16 protein-coding genes are annotated in these 16,970 nt (G+C 66.5%); 8 read left to right on the top strand and 8 right to left on the bottom strand.

All coding sequences use genetic code 11. From position 1 onward, the window contains the following. Window position 1: 1 nt before the first annotated feature. Complete coding sequence (gene hsaC, locus MAY35_RS15645) at window positions 2–913, bottom strand: iron-dependent extradiol dioxygenase HsaC (RefSeq protein WP_238422222.1); 912 nt, start codon at window positions 911–913, stop codon at window positions 2–4. A 31-nt stretch (window positions 914–944) separates the two neighbouring features. Then, window positions 945–2,129 carry a 3-hydroxy-9,10-secoandrosta-1,3,5(10)-triene-9,17-dione monooxygenase oxygenase subunit gene (gene hsaA, locus MAY35_RS15640; RefSeq protein WP_238422221.1) on the bottom strand — a complete coding sequence of 395 codons (1,185 nt, stop codon included), beginning with the start codon at window positions 2,127–2,129 and terminating at the stop codon, window positions 945–947. A 223-nt stretch (window positions 2,130–2,352) separates the two neighbouring features. On the opposite strand from hsaA, the gene MAY35_RS15635 reads away from it, so the two are divergent. The 3 genes from MAY35_RS15635 (at window position 2,353) to MAY35_RS15625 (ending at window position 4,663) form a co-directional block, all read left to right on the top strand. Then, window positions 2,353–3,591 carry a Rieske 2Fe-2S domain-containing protein gene (locus tag MAY35_RS15635; protein WP_238422220.1) on the top strand — a complete coding sequence of 413 codons (1,239 nt, stop codon included), beginning with the start codon at window positions 2,353–2,355 and terminating at the stop codon, window positions 3,589–3,591. Between the two features lie 2 nt (window positions 3,592–3,593). Further along, window positions 3,594–4,001, top strand: a complete 408-nt coding sequence (locus tag MAY35_RS15630) for a hypothetical protein (RefSeq protein WP_374237965.1) — start codon at window positions 3,594–3,596, stop codon at window positions 3,999–4,001. A 134-nt stretch (window positions 4,002–4,135) separates the two neighbouring features. Beyond that, window positions 4,136–4,663, top strand: coding sequence for a C40 family peptidase (locus MAY35_RS15625; RefSeq protein WP_238422219.1), 528 nt, complete (start codon window positions 4,136–4,138; stop codon window positions 4,661–4,663). On the opposite strand, the gene MAY35_RS15620 is transcribed toward MAY35_RS15625, so the two are convergent. Then, complete coding sequence (locus MAY35_RS15620; RefSeq protein WP_238422288.1) at window positions 4,638–5,135, bottom strand: hypothetical protein; 498 nt, start codon at window positions 5,133–5,135, stop codon at window positions 4,638–4,640. The genes MAY35_RS15625 and MAY35_RS15620 overlap by 26 nt on opposite strands. 250 nt (window positions 5,136–5,385) lie before the next feature. On the opposite strand from MAY35_RS15620, the gene MAY35_RS15615 reads away from it, so the two are divergent. The 3 genes from MAY35_RS15615 (at window position 5,386) to MAY35_RS15605 (ending at window position 8,864) form a co-directional block, all read left to right on the top strand. Continuing rightward, a complete protein-coding gene (locus tag MAY35_RS15615) occupies window positions 5,386–6,180 on the top strand; it encodes a VOC family protein (protein WP_238422218.1) in 795 nt (264 codons plus the stop codon). A gap of 132 nt (window positions 6,181–6,312) precedes the next feature. Beyond that, the gene (locus MAY35_RS15610; protein WP_238422217.1) at window positions 6,313–7,272 is read left to right on the top strand and encodes an ABC transporter ATP-binding protein; all 960 of its coding nucleotides are present in this window, start codon (window positions 6,313–6,315) and stop codon (window positions 7,270–7,272) included. Further along, window positions 7,269–8,864: an ABC transporter permease gene (locus tag MAY35_RS15605; RefSeq protein WP_238422216.1), complete on the top strand. Its 1,596-nt coding sequence runs from the start codon at window positions 7,269–7,271 to the stop codon at window positions 8,862–8,864. The genes MAY35_RS15610 and MAY35_RS15605 overlap by 4 nt, the downstream gene beginning before the upstream one ends. Window positions 8,865–9,043: 179 nt before the next feature. Here the strand turns inward: MAY35_RS15605 and MAY35_RS15600 are convergent, their stop codons facing one another. The 3 genes from MAY35_RS15600 to MAY35_RS15590 form a co-directional block, all read right to left on the bottom strand. Then, on the bottom strand, window positions 9,044–10,288 hold the full coding sequence (locus MAY35_RS15600; protein ID WP_238422215.1) for an HNH endonuclease signature motif containing protein: 1,245 nt from the start codon (window positions 10,286–10,288) through the stop codon (window positions 9,044–9,046). 222 nt (window positions 10,289–10,510) lie between these two features. Then, complete coding sequence (locus MAY35_RS15595) at window positions 10,511–11,074, bottom strand: hypothetical protein (RefSeq protein WP_238422214.1); 564 nt, start codon at window positions 11,072–11,074, stop codon at window positions 10,511–10,513. A gap of 48 nt (window positions 11,075–11,122) precedes the next feature. Further along, window positions 11,123–12,241 carry a TDT family transporter gene (locus MAY35_RS15590; RefSeq protein ID WP_238422213.1) on the bottom strand — a complete coding sequence of 373 codons (1,119 nt, stop codon included), beginning with the start codon at window positions 12,239–12,241 and terminating at the stop codon, window positions 11,123–11,125. A 108-nt stretch (window positions 12,242–12,349) separates the two neighbouring features. Here MAY35_RS15590 and MAY35_RS15585 point away from each other — a divergent pair, with 108 nt between their 5' ends. Together MAY35_RS15585 and MAY35_RS15580 are read left to right on the top strand one after the other, a co-directional pair. Next, window positions 12,350–13,282, top strand: coding sequence for a LysR family transcriptional regulator (locus tag MAY35_RS15585; RefSeq protein WP_238422212.1), 933 nt, complete (start codon window positions 12,350–12,352; stop codon window positions 13,280–13,282). Between the two features lie 60 nt (window positions 13,283–13,342). Then, window positions 13,343–14,818, top strand: a complete 1,476-nt coding sequence (locus MAY35_RS15580; protein WP_238422211.1) for a carotenoid oxygenase family protein — start codon at window positions 13,343–13,345, stop codon at window positions 14,816–14,818. A 72-nt stretch (window positions 14,819–14,890) separates the two neighbouring features. Here MAY35_RS15580 and dmpG read toward each other — a convergent pair whose 3' ends face one another. Together dmpG and MAY35_RS15570 are read right to left on the bottom strand one after the other, a co-directional pair. After that, complete coding sequence (gene dmpG, locus MAY35_RS15575; protein ID WP_238422210.1) at window positions 14,891–15,985, bottom strand: 4-hydroxy-2-oxovalerate aldolase; 1,095 nt, start codon at window positions 15,983–15,985, stop codon at window positions 14,891–14,893. 52 nt (window positions 15,986–16,037) lie between these two features. Then, window positions 16,038–16,943 carry an acetaldehyde dehydrogenase (acetylating) gene (locus tag MAY35_RS15570; RefSeq protein ID WP_238422209.1) on the bottom strand — a complete coding sequence of 302 codons (906 nt, stop codon included), beginning with the start codon at window positions 16,941–16,943 and terminating at the stop codon, window positions 16,038–16,040. Window positions 16,944–16,970 lie beyond the last annotated feature (27 nt).

The raw sequence follows: 16,970 nt of genomic DNA, 5'->3' as shown, positions 1-16,970 counted from the left end.
ATCAGGCCTTGAACCCGACACTGAAGTCGTGGCCCCACAGACTCACCGCGGTGGACTCCCGGGCGATCCATTCCTCGTCCTTGACCGTTCTTCCCTCGCAACCGAATTCGATGTCGAACCCGCCCGGCGTCTTCATGTAGAAGGACAGCATGAGGTCGTTGACGTGCCGGCCCAGCGTCGCCGACATCGGCACCTTCTTGCGTTGCGCACGATCCAGGCACAGTCCGACGTCGTCGGAGTTCTCGACCTCGACCATCAGGTGGACGATGCCGGTGCTGTTGGGGATCGGCAGGAACGCCAGTGAATGGTGACGCGGGTTGCATCCGAGGAACCGCAGCCACGGGACCTCGTCGCCTTCTTCGCGGCCGACCACCTGCGGGGGCAGTCGCATCGAATCGCGGAGACGGAATCCCAGGACGTCGCGGTAGAACTCGAGTGCAGCCTTGTCGTCGGAACAGGTCAGCACGACGTGGCCGAGCCCCTGCTCCTCGGTGACGAACCGGTGGCCGTAGGGACTGACGATGCGACGGTGTTCGAGTGCCGCACCGTGGAACACCTCGAGGGTGTTGTCGGCCGGATCGTCGAACACGATCATCTCGGCGACGCGACGGTCGGCGACCTCCTCGTCCTTGCCCTCACGGAACACCACCCCGGCACGCGAGAGGCGGTCCCGGACGTCCTGCAGCGCGGCGGCGTCGGCGACCTCCCAACCCGCACAGGCCAGTCGGTCGTGCTCGGAGGGCACGATCACAAGGCGCGCGGGGAAGTCGTCCATCCGGAGGTAGAGCGCACCGTCGGTGAGCCCGGAACCCTCGATCATGCCGAGGACCTTGAGCCCGTAGGTGCGCCAGGCCTCGATGTCGGTGGCCTCGATCCTCATGTATCCCAGTGAGCGGATCGGACTGTCGGTCATGTGATGACTCCTGAAGTTGTTGTCGTCCTGCTCAGACCATCGTGTCGCCGATGGGAATCCCGAACTCGCCGTTGCCGAATGCCACGTACGCACGCTCGGGATCGTTGGCGGCGTGGACGCGGCCCGCGTGGGCGTCGCGCCAGAACCGCTGGATCGGGGTGCCGTTCTCCAGCGCGTGCGCTCCGGAGTTCTCGAAGAGGCGGTCGATCGCGGAGATGGCCCGTCCGCTCGCACGCACCTGGTCGCGACGCGCGGCCAGCCGCAGTTCCATCGGGATCTCCTCGCCGGCCAGGATGAGGTCGTACTCGGCCTGCAGGTTGCCCGACAGTTGGCGCCACGCGGCGTCGATGTCGCTGGCCGCCTCGGCGATGCGGACCTTGGCGAACGGATCCTCCTTGGCCTTCTCGCCGGCGTACGCCGCCCGGACACGCTTGCCCTGGTGCTCGACGTGCGCCCGGTAGGCGCCGTAGGCCATTCCGACGATCGGGGTGGCGATGGTGCTGGGATGGATTGTGCCCCAGGGCATCTTGTACACCGGGGCGGTGTTGCGCTCGAGTCCCGGGCTCTCGCCCATCGACATCGTCCGCATGCTCAGCATCCGATGCCGGGGCACGAAGACGTCCTTCACCTCGATGGTGTTGGAGCCGGTGCCGCGCAGGCCGACGACGTTCCACACGTCCTTGATGGTGTAGTCCTCGCGCGGGATCAGGAAGCTCACGAAGTCGACGGGCTTGCCGTTCTTGATGACCGGGCCACCGACGAACACCCAGTCGGCGGTCTCGCAACCCGACGACCAGGCCCACGAGCCGTTCACCTTGTACCCGCCGTCGACGACCTCACCCATCCCCATCGGCGCATACGACGACGAGATGCGGACGTTGGTGTCCGAACCCCACACGTCCTCCTGCGCCTGCTGGTCGAAGAGGGCGAGGTGCCAGTTGTGGACGCCGATGATGCCCGACACCCAGCCGGTGGAACCGCAGGCCGAAGCGATGCGGCGGACCGCCTCGTAGAAGGTCACCGGGTCGACCTGGTAGCCGCCCCACTGCTCGGGCTGCAGCAGCTTGAAGAATCCGGCGGTCTCGAGACTCGACACCGTCTCCTCGGGGATGCGGCGCAGATCCTCGGTCGACTGCGCACGCTGCTCGATCTCCGGGAGCAGGGCACTGATCTTCTCCAGGACCTGCTCGGCGGCTTCGCTCCGTTGTGCTGGCATCTCGCCTGCTCCTACTCGTCTCTCCTCGGCCGGGAACACCGGCCGCTGTACCATCGAGTTCGAGATTAGAACACGTTCTCATTTCTGTCGAGCACTGCGGATTCATGCCCATGTACAGGCCAGATCGCGCCCCGGAAGGCCGATCGGCCTGACAAATCTGAAACGTGTTCTAGTATTGGGGGCAGACCCTGACGCGATACCAGCCACAGACAGGAGAGGGCATATGTCTTCAGGACCCGAGACGATGACCCCGGGCACCCCCCGCTCGTCGGACGGAGCCACCGCCACAGATGGGGCGGATGTCGGCATCCGGGAGATCGACACCGGCGCGCCGCCCACCCGATTCGCCCGCGGCTGGCACTGCCTGGGTCTGCTCGGCGAGTTCTCCGACGGCCAACCCCACTCGGTGCAGATCTTCGGGACCAAGCTGGTGGTCTGGGTCGACACCAAGGGCGAGGTCAATGTCCTCGACGCGTTCTGCCGGCACATGGGCGGCGACCTCTCCCAGGGCAAGCTCTCGGGTGACAACGTCGCGTGCCCGTTCCACGGCTGGCTCTGGAAGGGCAACGGGCGCTGCGGCGGCGTTCCGTATGCGAAGCGGAACCCGAAGCTCGCGAAGACCCGGTCCTGGCCGTCGATGGTCCGCAACGGCCAGGTGTTCGTCTACAACGATCCCGAGGGCAATCCCCCGCCGGACGAGTGCATCATTCCCGAGCTCGACGAGTTCGGCACCGACGAGTGGACGGCCTGGACCTGGAACCGCATCGTCATCGAAGGTTCCAACTGCCGCGAGATCATCGACAACGTGGTCGACATGGCGCACTTCTACTACGTCCACTTCGCGCTGCCGGACTATTTCAAGAACGTCTTCGAGGGCGAGATCGCGGCGCAGTACATGAACTCCCACGGCCGGCCCGACGTCACGCTCGGCACCAACTACGGCGACAGCCGCCTGGAGTCGATCGCGGCGTACTACGGACCGTCCTACATGCTCAACCCGATGATCCAGTACTACGGCGGCTACGCGGTCGAGACCATCCTCACCAACTGCCACTACCCGATCGACGAGAACTCCTTCGTCCTCATGTACGGCGTGATGGCCAAGGTGCCCGATGGCCTCACCGCCGAGCAGGCATCGAAGATGGCCGACAAGATCAGCTCGGGTGTAGAGGTCGGCTTCCTGCAGGACGTCGAGATCTGGAAGAACAAGACGCGCATCGACAATCCACTCCTCGTGGAGGAGGACGGCCCCGTCTACCAGCTCCGTCGGTGGTACGAGCAGTTCTACGTCGACAAGGCCGACGTCACCGACGAGATGACCGGACGCTTCGAGTACGAGATCGACACGTCCAAGGCCCTCGAGAGCTGGAACGAGGAGATCCAGGAGAACCTGCGTCGCCAGGAGGCCGAGAAGGCTCAGGCCTCGGAGTCCACGGCGTCGTCGGAGAAGGCCGAGGTCTGACAGTGACCCGGGCAGCCGAGCGTCGCGTGGGTACCGACCGGTGGGCCAAGGCGCCGGACTTCCACGACGATCCCGACCGCCGGGCCCGGGTTCACGAGGCGACGCAGCGCGACCGCGAGCACTACCTCCAGGGCGGCATGCGGGAGATCGAGTGCCGCGCTTGCCACGCCTGCGTCCTGGTCAAGAAGACCAGTTCGTTCCACACGAGTGTGCAGTGGAATGCCGACGCCCGCGATCGATGCCTCGGCCTCGAGCAGATGCGAGCGGGCGGTGACGACGGGAACGGACCACTTCTGCCGGGTGCGATGATGCCGACGTGCGCGAGGCTGTCGGCGAGCATCGACCACGGTGTCGCCGAGGGCATCATCCCGGCGGAGTCACCACGATCCGACCCGGATGGGTACTGGTGACGACCGGCCCGGCAATTAGCCACCGGCGCAACCACATTAGTTACCCCTAGCCTCAGGCATCACACCGGTCACACCTTCGTCACACGTAGGGCACGACCGACGACGCACGGTCCGCCGTGGGTGAAGCTGTCGTCATGTCTGCTTCCCGAACGCGTCGCACACGCGTGACCTGCACTCTTGCCCTGACCGCCGCGCTCACCGTCGGCGTTCCCCTCACCGGTTCGCCGCTTGTCGAGACCGGACGCGCGACCGCCGCCGGATCGTCGGACTCGTCCGGCTCGGTACCCATCTATCTCCCCGTCCCGACGCAAGCCGGACTCAACGCACTCGGCGCGGCGATCACCCAGATCGGCAAACCCTACAAGTGGGCCGGCGTCGGCCCACATTCATGGGACTGCTCCGGACTGGTGCGGTGGGCCTTCTACACGACCGGCGTCCACCTCCCGAGGACCAGTCAGCAACAGGCGAGGGTCGGCCACGCGATCCCATTCCGCGCGCTCGCCCCGGGCGACATCATCATCTTCGGCCACGATGCCGGTCACGTCGGGATCTACGCGGGTGCCGGGCGTGTGTTCAACGCGTACGGGCCGAACGGTGTCCCAATCGGTTTCACCAAGCTCAAGAACATGGGCTACATCAAGACGATTCGTCGCTTCGGCTGACCGTTGGACGCGGCCACAACGCCGCGAGCACCCATCCTGCGACGACGACCAGGAGCAGGACGGCGACCACGACGGTTCCGATCAGTCCGTACCCTGCCTCCATGGCGGGCAGGTCCGAACCCAACGCATCCGACACCGAGTCGGAGAACAGTTGCGCAGCAGGGTCACTCAGCGTCCGGATGCCGACGACGAGCGCGATCATCGATGCCAGGCCGATCAGTCCGATCGCTGACGGCCGGAGTCGCGCACGCCACCAGCCCAGTGCCGCGACGACCGCGATCACCGCGCCGACCACCACCACGCTCAGACCGGGGCGGTCGGTCTTGTCCTCGAAGAAGAACTCGACATCGTCGGCGGTCGCTCCCAGGATCTTGACGTGTCCCAACCCGGTGATCGACGGCTCCACACCCTCCTCGGTCCAGCCCCACTGCACCTGGGCCAGCAGAACCAGCAGCAGACCCCCGACCAGCATCGCGGGCCAGGCGAACCCGCGGAGGCGTTCGGCGGTGTCTCGTCCGTCCGTGGCTCGTCCGTCCGTGGCTCGTCCGTCCGTGGCTCGTCCGTCCGTGTCTCGCCCGTCGGTGTCTCGTCGCGTCGTCATGCGACCAGGGTGCCATTCCGGTCCGCGGCGATCCGGTCTCGGCACCGATGAGTTTGCGCGACCATGACAGTCAGAAGTGTGTCGATCGAATCCATCACCGTTCAGTACGAGAGGACATGACATGGCCGACTACGCAGCTCCTTCGGGGGCACCCATCTGGTTCGACCTGATGAGCAGTGACACCGCGAAGGCCGAGGAGTTCTACGGCGCGATCTTCGGCTGGGAGGCCGAGGAGGCGAACGAGGACTTCGCGGGCTACCGCAACTTCACGAAGAACGGCAAGCGCGTCGCGGGTCTCAGCCCGACGATGGAAGGTGCCGGGCCGCCGAACATCTGGTCGGTGTACCTGCACACCGAGGACGCCGATGCGACGGTGCGGGCCGTCGAACAGGCCGGCGGCTCCATCATGGTCCCGCCGATGGCCATCGGCGAGGAGGGCACGATGATGGTCGCGGTCGACACCGCCGGAGCCGTCATCGGCTTCTGGCAGCCGAACACCCATGTCGGCTACACCGAATACGGCGTCCACGGCACCCCCTACTGGTTCGAGTGCCAGAGCAAGGATTACGCCAAGTCCCTCGATTTCTACCGGTCCGTGCTCGGCGCGCGCATCGAAGAGGTCGGTACCGGCGGTGACCCCGATGCCGTCGGACCGGACAACTACGGACAACTGTTCTTCGGCGAGATGTCGTATGCCGGGATCATGGACTCGGTCAAGCTCTACCCCGCCGAGGTGCCGTCCTTCTGGCAGGTCTACATCACCGTCGACGATGTCGCCGCCACCGTGAAGCAGGCCGAGGGCCTCGGCGCCGAGATCCTGATGGCCGGCGAGGACACGCCGTACGGGACGCTCGCCGCCATCAAGGACCCGATGGGCGCACTGATCTGCCTGGGCCACCCGCCGGCCGGTATGTGACGCGGCCGCGGCGATGGCCCCGCCGAAGGTCGAGTGGTGCCGGTGAACTGGCGGACATGAGAACAACACTCGTGGAACACTTCTGCCAACCACCGAACAACACCCACACCACCTGAACGGCTGGAGGACGCCATGGCCGGCGGAGAACTCGTCATCGACGTCGAAGGGCTGCGCATGTCCTTCGGGAAGTTCGAGGCTCTACGCGGCCTGGATCTGCAGGTCGAGCGCGGCAAGGTGCACGGTTTCCTCGGCCCCAACGGCGCGGGCAAGTCCACGACCATTCGCGTGCTGTTGGGCTTGCTCCGCGCCGACTCCGGCCGGGTCCGTTTGCTGGGCGGCGACCCGTGGCGTGACGTCGTCGAGCTGCATCGCCGCCTCGCCTACGTTCCCGGGGACGTGTCGCTCTGGCCGTCGATGACCGGAGGGGAGGCCATCGATCTGCTCGGAGCGATGCGCGGCGGCCTGGACGAGACACGGCGATCCGAACTCGTCGACCGGTTCGAGCTCGACACGAGCAAACGCGGTCGGCAGTACTCGAAGGGCAACCGGCAGAAGGTCGCGATCGTCGCCGCGCTGGCTTCCGACGTCGAACTGCTGATCCTCGACGAACCGACTTCCGGGTTGGACCCGTTGATGGAGAAGGTGTTTCAAGAGGTCGTGGGTGAGGCGACGGCGCGCGGGGCGTCGGTGTTGCTGTCGAGTCACATCATGGCCGAGGTCGAGACCCTGGCCGACCGGTTGAGCATCGTCCGGGCCGGCGAGATCGTGGAGACCGGCACCCTCGCCGAACTCCGCGGGCACACGCGCACCAGCATCCGTGCCGAACTGGAGACCGTGCCCCCGCGCGAGCAGTTGTCCGTTCTGCACGACATCGACCTGGACGGCAGCCGCCTGGTCGCGACCGTCGACTCCGACCGGATCGACGAGGCCATGCGTGCGCTCCTCCCATACGGCCTCGCATCGCTGACCGTGGAACCACCGTCACTCGAGAGTCTGTTCCTGCGCCTGTATGACACCGACGGCGGCAGCACCGACGGCCGAGGCACCGACGACCCTGCGACCGACGGCCGTGCGACGGGTTCCCGCCGATGACTGCGAGTGCGGCCGTCGCGGGTACCGCTCCACTGCTCCGTGCCTCTCTGCGCCACGAGGCTCGGACGTTCGCGCCCTGGGTGGTGATCACCACCGCGCTCTCGGTGTCGTCGGTGATCGTCTATCCCCTCCTGTTCCCGGATCTGGCCGATCGGAAGACCTTCGCGGCCACGATCGGCTCCAACCCCGCCCTCGGTCTCATCTTCGGACCCGCCTTCGATCTGTCCACGACGGACGGGTTCAACGCATGGCGCAGCCTCGCTCTCGGCGGCTTCATCACCGCACTCGGCGCCATCCTGATCGTGTCGAAAGCGAGCCGCGGACAAGAGGATTCGGGGCAGGCCGAACTCCTCGCGGCAGGCGTCCTGGGCCGCGAGGCGCGACTGCTCACCGCCCTGGCGTTGTCGCTGGTCGCCTCGTTGGCGGTCGGCGTGGTCTCCGGGGTTGCCACCGTGCTGTGCGGTGGCGGTTGGCAGGCGTCGTTCCTGCTGTCGGCCGGGTTCACCGTCACCGGTTGGATGTTCGCCGCGGTGGCGGTGGTCACGGCCCAGGTCGGCTCCGACGCACGCACCGCGACGACGCTCGCCGTCTCGGTCCTGGGGGTTCTGTTCATCCTGCGCGGGTTCCTGTACTCGGTGAGTGCGCCGGGTTGGACCACCTGGGTCAATCCGTTGGGCTGGATCACCGAGACCCGTCCGGGGACCGGTGATCATTGGTGGCCACTGCTCCTCGGAATCACCTTCGCCCTCGTCGTCTCCGCGATCGGCTTCCGGTTGCAGGTATCCCGTGACTTCGGTCAGGGCCTGATACCGCCGCGTCCCGGACCCGACCGCGGAACCGCTCGCACGCCACTAGGTCTCGCCATTCATCTGAACCGGGCGTCGATCTCGGCGTGGTGTGTCGCCTTCGCCGGCCTGGGCGTGATCTTCGGCTACTTCACGGGTTCGGTCAACGACCTGTTCGGTGCGAACCCGGCCATGGCCGAGATCTTCGCCTCCGGCGCAGCGTCTCCCGATGATCTGGTCGCCGCATTCCTGACCACCATTCTCAGCCTTGTCGGCATCATCGCCTCGGTGGGCGGCGTGCAGATCGTGAACCGGATTCGCGCCGAAGAACTCGATGACCGCACCGAGCCGGTCCTGGCTGCGGCGATCAGCCGGACCCGCTACCTCTCGTCGAACGTCTCCGTCGCCTTCCTGGCGCCCGCACTCTTCATGCTGATCGCCGGAGTCGTCATCGGCATCTTCGCGTCCACCGCCGACATCGGCGTCACCTTCGGGAACGCTTTCTTGCAAGCAGTCGCAACCATTCCGGCGGTATGGACCGTGATCGCACTCGCGGTCGCAGTCATCGGCGCCCGGCCCCGGGTTCAACCGGCATCGTGGATCGGGGTCCTGGCATCGTTTGTCCTCACCCTGCTCGGCCCCAGCTTCAAGCTGCCCACCTGGGCCCTCGGGATCAGCCCCTTCTTCCATGTCCCCGACGTGTCCGCCGCCTCGCACAGTTGGTGGGGGCTGTTGTGGATCAGCCTGTTCACCCTCGCCTTCTTGGCAATTGGGTTCCTCGGGTTCCGACGCCGCGACACCCCCTGACACGCAACACAAACGACCCACGCCACCCTCCTCGCCGGGATTTCGTAGCGGGAACAGGTGCTATACACCGACTTTCGCTACGAAACTCCCGGGTGGGCGGGTTCTGGTACACACTGTGGAGTTGTCAAAGGTCGTGTGGCGTCGGTGTCGACGCCGGAGGGTCAGCGGGGCGAGGGTGGCTACAGCAGGGCGTCGTCGAGTCGCATGGTGCGCCGGTTATAGGCCGGTCGGGGTAGGCGCCGGGGGTCGATGTCAGCGGGTGGGATCAGCCATGGATGCCGGTCGGGACCCATCACCACCTCCCAGCCGTGGTGATGCACCTGGGTATGACACCGCTGACACAACAGACACCCGTTGTCCAGATCAGTCGGCCCACCATCAACCCAATGCACGATGTGGTGCACCTGGGTATGCGCCGCGGGGGCACCACACTTCACACAACACACATCCCGCACGATGATCGCTTGCCGCAGATGATGGGGGAACAGTCGTTTCGTGGTGCCCATCCGTAGCGGCACCCCTTCGGCGTCGAGGACCATCTCAGCCACCCCGCCATCACACGACAAGCGCCGCGCCGTCGACCCCGACACCGCCCCCAGCCACGGCAACCGCGCCGGATCGACACCATCAGCGGCAACCGTGACCAACACCTGAGTGCGCGGCGCTCCCGCGGTGGTCATCGCCGCACCGAGCGCCGCCTGATCCAACAACACCTCCAACCCGTCCGCCCGGCGTTGCCCCACACTGCGGCGATCCTCGGCACCATCAGGTTCCGGGCGCGGACCGGACCGTTCGTCGATCATCGACACGAACTTCTCCCCGATCACCGCCGTCACCTCCGCGCTGATCGCCACCCGCCCGTCCTCGGTCACCCGCAGGTGCAGGGTGTTCAACGACGCATCATCGGCCGCCGCGACCGCGTGCGGGTCGGCGTCGGCCACACCGACCGCGATCGAGCGGGCATGGGCGTCGATCTCGGCCGGGGTGGCACCGGAGAACGCCTGCGTCAACAACTCGGTCTCGAACACACTCCGTTCGTCGTCGGAAAGCGTTGCTGCAGTGCGTTTGTCGATCAGTCCGACCCCGCGTACCACCGCGTCGACACACTCCGCGGCCAGATAGCCTTCCGCCGCACAGTCGGCGAGCTTCGGCAACGACACCACCCCACCGGCGATCCGCATGTAACGGTGCGCCGCCGCCGGGGCAAACCCCATCTCGATCAACGCGTTCCGCGTCGTCGAACCCGCACGTGCCGGCGCACCCGACTCATCCAAACGAGCTACGTGCACCGCGATCTGGTGATCGAGAACGTTGCGCAGCACGCGTAATTCGTCGAGACGATCGAACACCAGTCGACCAGTCCGATCGTCGGGCGGTGTTTGCAGAGAAATGAGGGTGTCGCGGAGCTCGGTGAGCGAGGGCATGACACCAAGGTACTCGCAAATATGTTCGACGACGAGGTTTCTCCACAACCAATTCGGCCGCGAATATCATTGCGCTTCAGTACAAGTCACTCACGCACCAGCAGTGAACCGCAGTGAACCGTGGTGAACAGAAACCCCATCTGTCGCACCCTTCAATTGGACCGCCGGCACGGCAGCGACACACGAAGACACTCTGACAACACTATTTCGATCTCGCCGTCGTCACGTCTGAGAGGCGCTGATGTAGAGCGTGCGTGGATCCCGCGCGGGATCCCAAGTGACACTGAGGTAGCCGCGGGAGTCCCACCGATGCGAGCTCACGAGTGTCGGGCTGGGACTCGGCCCATGATCGCTCAGGGCTCGCTGGCCCAGGTCGGTACCGTTCGGCGTGGACGCGGGGAGCTCGGAGCGGGCGAGTAACCGGCGTGACCTGTCTGCCGAAGGTGTTGCGACGACGAGGTAGGCGCCCGAATCCGGGAACGAACTAGTCACCTCGCCGAATTTCACAGTGTCGCCGTCGACGAGGACCAGGCCCATGTGTTCGGCCATACTCCTGGCACCGTCGGCCGACTCATAGGTATGGATGGTCATACCTCTGTCGATCCACTCGAAGATGGCCCACTTCAACCCGACCAGAAGAAGCCCAGAGATGACAATAACGAGCAAGGAGGCCAGCAAAACATTCCGCCAGGGGTGTGGCCTCACCGGGTCTTGGTCATCGTCGAAGTGCCTCGAGACGTCTGACGTCGACTGACTCTGAACAGGCTTCCGGCGTATGAACCGCATCAGTGCATTGTCGGGCATACGCCGACCCGCGACACCGACTCTCCAGACCTACCGCACCGAAACCCCGGGTACGCGGCAGAGTTCACCCGAGACGACCCCGCAGAGCGTGCGGACCGCCACCACACCCCAGGCCAGGACGAGCACCGCGAACCCGGCGACCGCCGCGGCCTCGAAGACCGCGCCGCCCGGCGTGAGCGCCAGCGCGCTCGAACCCGTGACGTAGGTGCCGACCGGGAAGGTGAACGACCACCAGGTCAGGGCGAAGGGCATCCCGGAACGCACCGTGCGCAGGGTGAGCCGGCCTGCGATCACGACCCAGACGGTGGCGGCCGCCCAGACGACGAGTCCGTAACCGATCGCGAACGAGTGGAGCGCGCCGGCGGCCGGCTCGGACACGACGTGAGGTGCGGCGTGTGCGAGCAGGCAGGCGGCGGTCACCGACTGGCCGAGGGGGCCGAGCACGATCCACCACGTCGGGACCATGTGCGCGGCAACCTGATCACCGGCTCGCAGCCGCAGCCCGAGTACCGCCATGATCGGCACCGAGGCCACGACCGTCAGTACGAACATCGCGCAACCGATGCCCAGCACCAGATGCGCCGCCCATCCGCCGTTCAACCGGGTCACCAGCAAGGCGGCGGCCGAGGCCGACACCATCGGCGCGACGACCGGCATCAACCAACCGCCGAACGCCTCGTCGACGCGAGCCCGCCCGGCGATCAGGTGCCGGTACGGGATGACCACCGCGACGACCAACCCGCCGAGGGTGCCGAGAACCCAGCAGGCGAGGTCGATACCCAAGGCGACGTCGCGTCCGATGATCGGGGTGCCCACCAGCAAGGTGCTGGTCCCGACCGTCATCACCGCCATCGGCACCGCGCCGTAGAAGTGAGCCACGACCCGATGCGCGTGGTGGCCGCGTGCGACGTCCGGGTCGCGCACCCAGTGGCGGACCGTCGCGACCACCACCCCGGCGAACACACCGCACGCCAACAGCCAGAACCCGATGGCCAACAGGCTGATCCCCGGGGGCTGCCAAGGCAGCCCGTGGGCGGCGATCGCGATGATCCCGGTGCCCATGACGGCTGCGAACCAGTTGGGCGGCAGGTAACTCACCGCCCGCGGGCGGGCGCCGACCGCGGTCCGGGAGAGTGCGATGGTGGTCATGTCCACCACGCTCCCGCGAAACGGGCTCGCCCGGTAGATCCCGAGATGTTGGGAGGGTACAACCGCGAGTTGTACCCTGGTTACCATCTGCGGTTGTAACCTCGGACGATGGTGCTGAGCCCGCGGATGCCCGACCTCGCGTCGTTGGAGACGTTGCAGGCCGTGGTCGGCACCGGCAGCCTCAACGCGGCCGCCGCGGAACTGGGCCTCACCCAGCAAGCGGTGTCGGCCCGCATCCGGTCGATGGAAGCCCAACTCGGAGTCGCGCTGTTGACCCGCACCCCACAAGGTTCGGTGCCCACCCAGTCCGGTCGACTGGTCGCCGAATGGGCCGACAGACTCTTGACCCTCGCGGGCGAGTTCGACGCCGGGCTCGCGGCCCTGCGTCTCGAACGTCGCGATCGACTCCGCCTCGCGGCCAGCCTCACCGTCGCCGAACACCTACTCCCCCGCTGGCTCGTGTCGTTCGCCGCGAATCACGAGCACGCCCCCAAGGTGTCCTTCACCGCCGCCAACTCCGACCACGTGTTCGACCTCGTCCGCGCGGGCGACGTCGAGCTCGGCTTCGTCGAGGGCTCCCGCGTTCCGACCGGACTCCGAAGCCGCACGATCGCGCGCGACGAACTCGTCCTCGTCGTTGCACCCGATCACCCGTGGGCTCGACTCCGACGCCCCGTCGACGCCACCGAGCTCGCGCGCACACCACTCGTGACGCGCGAGGAAGGTTCCGGGACACGTGAGTTCTTCGAGCGCGCACTGACGCGAACGCTCGGACCGACACGCACGGTCGTGCCACCGGCCCTGGAGTTGTCCACCACCGCGTCGGTTCGGGCCGCGGTGATCGCCGGTGCCGGACCTGCGGTTCTCAGCAACCTGTCGGTGGCCGATGACATCGGACGACGCCTCGTCCATGTTCCGATTCTCGACCTGGACCTGGCCCGACCTCTCCGCGCAGTGTGGACCGCGGGCGCACAACCCGGCGCCGGAGCCGCTCGCGAGTTCCTCGCGCACATCGGACAGAACCGACTCCCGCGCGACTGACTCCTGCGCCGGTGTGAGACATGATTGCATTTTGTGTCTCACTCATGAGACGCTAAGCGCATGACTGTTGCAGACGCGACCGCCCGGACCAGCCCTTCCGCCAGCACCGGCGAGTCTCCCTGGGACTCGCAACATCAGGAGTTCGACTACGTCGTCCGCGACGTCGACGGGCACATCCCGGAAGGTCTACGCGGGTCGCTGTACCGAATCGGTCCCGGCCGCCTGGAGATCGACGGACATCCGATGAGTCACATCTTCGACGGTGACGGCATGGTGTCCCGGCTCAACATCGGTCCCGAGGGGGTGCATTACCGCAATCGATACGTGCGCACCAAGAGCTATGCCAAGACCAGCGCGACACGGCAGCCACCCAAGGGTTTCAGCACGCAGCGCATCGGTGGCGCCCTCGCCAACGCCCTCCGCTTCCCCGAGAACGTGGCGAACACCAGCGTGTTACTCCACGAGGACGTGCTCTATTCGCTGTGGGAGGGCGGTCGTCCACATCGGATGGACCCCGAAACACTGCGGACCGACGGCCCGGAGTCGTTCGGCGGCGCCCTGAAACGACTCGGCGCGTTCTCCGCCCACCCCAAGACCGATCCCGCCACCGGCGAGGTGTTCAACTTCGGATTGGACTTCTTTCCGCGCCCGATGATCCGCTGCTATCGCCTCGACAGTGGCGGCCGGCTGCACGGAATCGCCACGGTCCCTATCCCGAAACTCGGTTTCGTCCACGACTTCGCCCTCACCGAGCGCCACATGGTCTTCGTGCTCGGTCCGCTCGTGGTGCGCAATCCCGTTCCGGTGGCCCTGGGTCTGCGTCCGTTCGACGACGCCCTCTCCTACCAGCCCGACCTCGGCACGACCATCGTGCTGGTCCCGCGTGACGGTGGGCCCCAGCAGACATTCGAGCACGACCCGCTGTTCCACTTCCACGTCACCAACGCCTTCGAGGCCGGTGCCGAGACCGTCGTCGAACTCGTGGCGCACGACGCTTCCCGCGGCTGGACGGGGTGGAACAGTCACCTTCGAGACTTCCGCAACAGCCCTGGCCCAGCGTTCGGCGGAACGCTCACCCGCATCGCGGTGAACCGCACCACGCGCACGGTGCAGACGAGCGTTCTGAACGATCGGGGTTGCGAGTTTCCCCAGCTCGATCAGCGCCTTGCCACCACGGAACACCGCTTCAGCTATCTGGCGGAGGCGTCGACACCCGGCGGAGACCCCGACTCGGTCACGACGATCGATCACCGCACCGGCAGCACCAGCCGCTACATCACCGGCGGCGGCAACTCGGTGTGCGAGCCACTGTTCGCACCGGACCCCGATGCCGACGCCGAGGGACGGGGGTGGCTGCTGAGCTTGGAACACCAAGCCGCCCGGCGGACAAGCACTCTGATCATCCTGCGCGCAGAGCGACCCGGTGACGGTCCCGTCGCCACCGCACAGCTCGAACACCATGTGCCGATGACATTCCACGGCACTTTCGCATCCGCCCCCGCCGGCTCTTCGGTCCGTACCCAAGCGACATCATGAGAGGCACCCCGCAGCGCATCCGACTGATCCGCGAGGTCGAGTTGAACTCCCGGCAGCAGGGTCAGGAGCTCGTCACACCCCCGCGTTCGCGTCCTGCTTCTTCTTGAGCTCGAGCGCGATGTCGATGAGCTGGTCCTCCTGGCCACCGACCAGTTTGCGGCTACCCGCCTCGAGAAGGATCTCCGCGGCCGAGACGCCGTAGCGTTCGGCGTGGCCCTCGGCGTGCTTGAGGAACGAGCTGTAGCAACCGGCGTAACCCATCATCATCGCCGAGCGGTCGACCAGGCACTCCGACGGCATGGCCGGACGGACGACATCCTGTGCGGCGTCGGCGATCTTCATGAAGTCGACGCCGGTGGTGATGCCGAGCTTGTCACACACACCCACGAAGGCCTCGGTGGGTGTGTTGCCCGCACCCGCCCCGAAACGTCGGATCGAGCCGTCGATCTGCTGCGCGCCCGCGCGGATCGCGTTGACCGAGTTGGCAACCGCGATGTCGAGGTTCTCGTGCCCGTGGAACCCGACCTGCGCGTCATTGCCGAGCTCGGCCACCAGGGCCTCCACCCGAACGGTCACGTCCTCGAGGACCAGCGCACCGGCGGAGTCGACGACGTACACACACTGGCACCCCGCATCGGCCATGATGCGGGCCTGCTTGGCTATGACCTCCGGCGGCTGGCTATGGCTCATCATCAGGAACCCGACGGTCTCCAGGCCGAGATCGCGAGCGAGTCCGAAATGTTGGATCGAGACATCGGCCTCGGTGCAATGCGTCGCGATGCGGCAGATCTGACCGCCGTTGTCCTGCGCCGCGCGGATGTCGTCCTTGGTGCCCAGCCCCGGCAGCATCAGGAAGGCGATCTTCGCGCGCTTCGCCGTTTCGGCGGCCGCCTTGATCAGCTGCTGCTCAGGGGTTTTGGAGAAGCCGTAGTTGAACGACGACCCGCCCAGGCCGTCACCGTGGGTGACCTCGATGACCGGCACACCGGCCTCGTCGAGTGCGCCGACGATCGCGCGGACCTCGTCCTCGGTGAATTGGTGGCGCTTGTGGTGGCTGCCGTCACGCAACGACGAGTCGGTGATGCGGATGTCGAGAATGTCGGAGTACTTGCGCGCGCTCGCCATCAGCTTCGGGTCGCGCGGTGTCAGAACCACATTCGTGCTCATGCGGGGACTCCCAACTTGGTTTTCGCTGTTTCGTGGGCACTCACGCAGGCGGTCACGCCGGGACCCCCAACTTGGTTTTCGCGATCTCTTCGCCGACCTTCGTGGCGGCAGCGGTCATGATGTCCAGATTTCCGGCGTACGGCGGGAGGAAGTCCCCCGCACCCTCGACCTCGACGAAGATCGACACCCGCGCGTGGCCGCCGTTCAGGACGCTCGGAGGATCGAACTGCGGGTCCTGGAGCAGGCGGTAACCCGGCACGTAGGCCTGGATCTCCTTCTCCCGTCGGTGGATCGATTCCGCGATCGCGTCGGTGTCGGCATCCTCGGGGATGGCGCAGAAGATGGTGTCGCGCATGATCATCGGCGGGTCGGCCGGATTCAGGATGATGATCGCCTTGCCGCGCTGCGCACCGCCGATCGTCTCCACGCCCTTCGAGGTGGTGGCCGTGAACTCGTCGATGTTGGCGCGGGTGCCCGGCCCCGCCGACACCGAGGCGACCGACGCCACGATCTCGGCGTACGGCACCGGCACCACCGAACTCACCGCATGCACCATCGGGATGGTCGCCTGACCACCGCAGGTGATCATGTTGGTGTTCGGGGCGTCGAGGTGCTCGCGCAGATTGGCCGGCGGCACCACGGCGGGGCCGACGGCGGCCGGCGTCAGGTCGACCGCGATGATGCCCGCCTCTTCGTATTTCGGCGCGTACGCGCGATGCACATACGCCGACGTCGCCTCGAAGATCATGTCCGGACGGTCGGACGAGGCCAGCAGCTCGTCGGCGCCACCGCTCATCGTGATCAGGCCATGATCGGCCGCGCGCTTCATGCCCTCGGAGGCGGCATCGATGCCGACCATCCAGCGCGGCTCGATCACCTCGGAGCGCTCCAGCTTGTACATCAGGTCGGTGCCGATGTTGCCCGACCCGATGATCGCTGCGGTCAGCTTGGCTGCCACGGGTTCCTCCTCATATTCGGTGAAAAG

This window comes from Gordonia sp. 'Campus', from assembly GCF_022206305.1.
Lineage (GTDB): Bacteria > Actinomycetota > Actinomycetes > Mycobacteriales > Mycobacteriaceae > Gordonia.
This window is presented reverse-complemented; position numbering and strand designations above follow the sequence as displayed.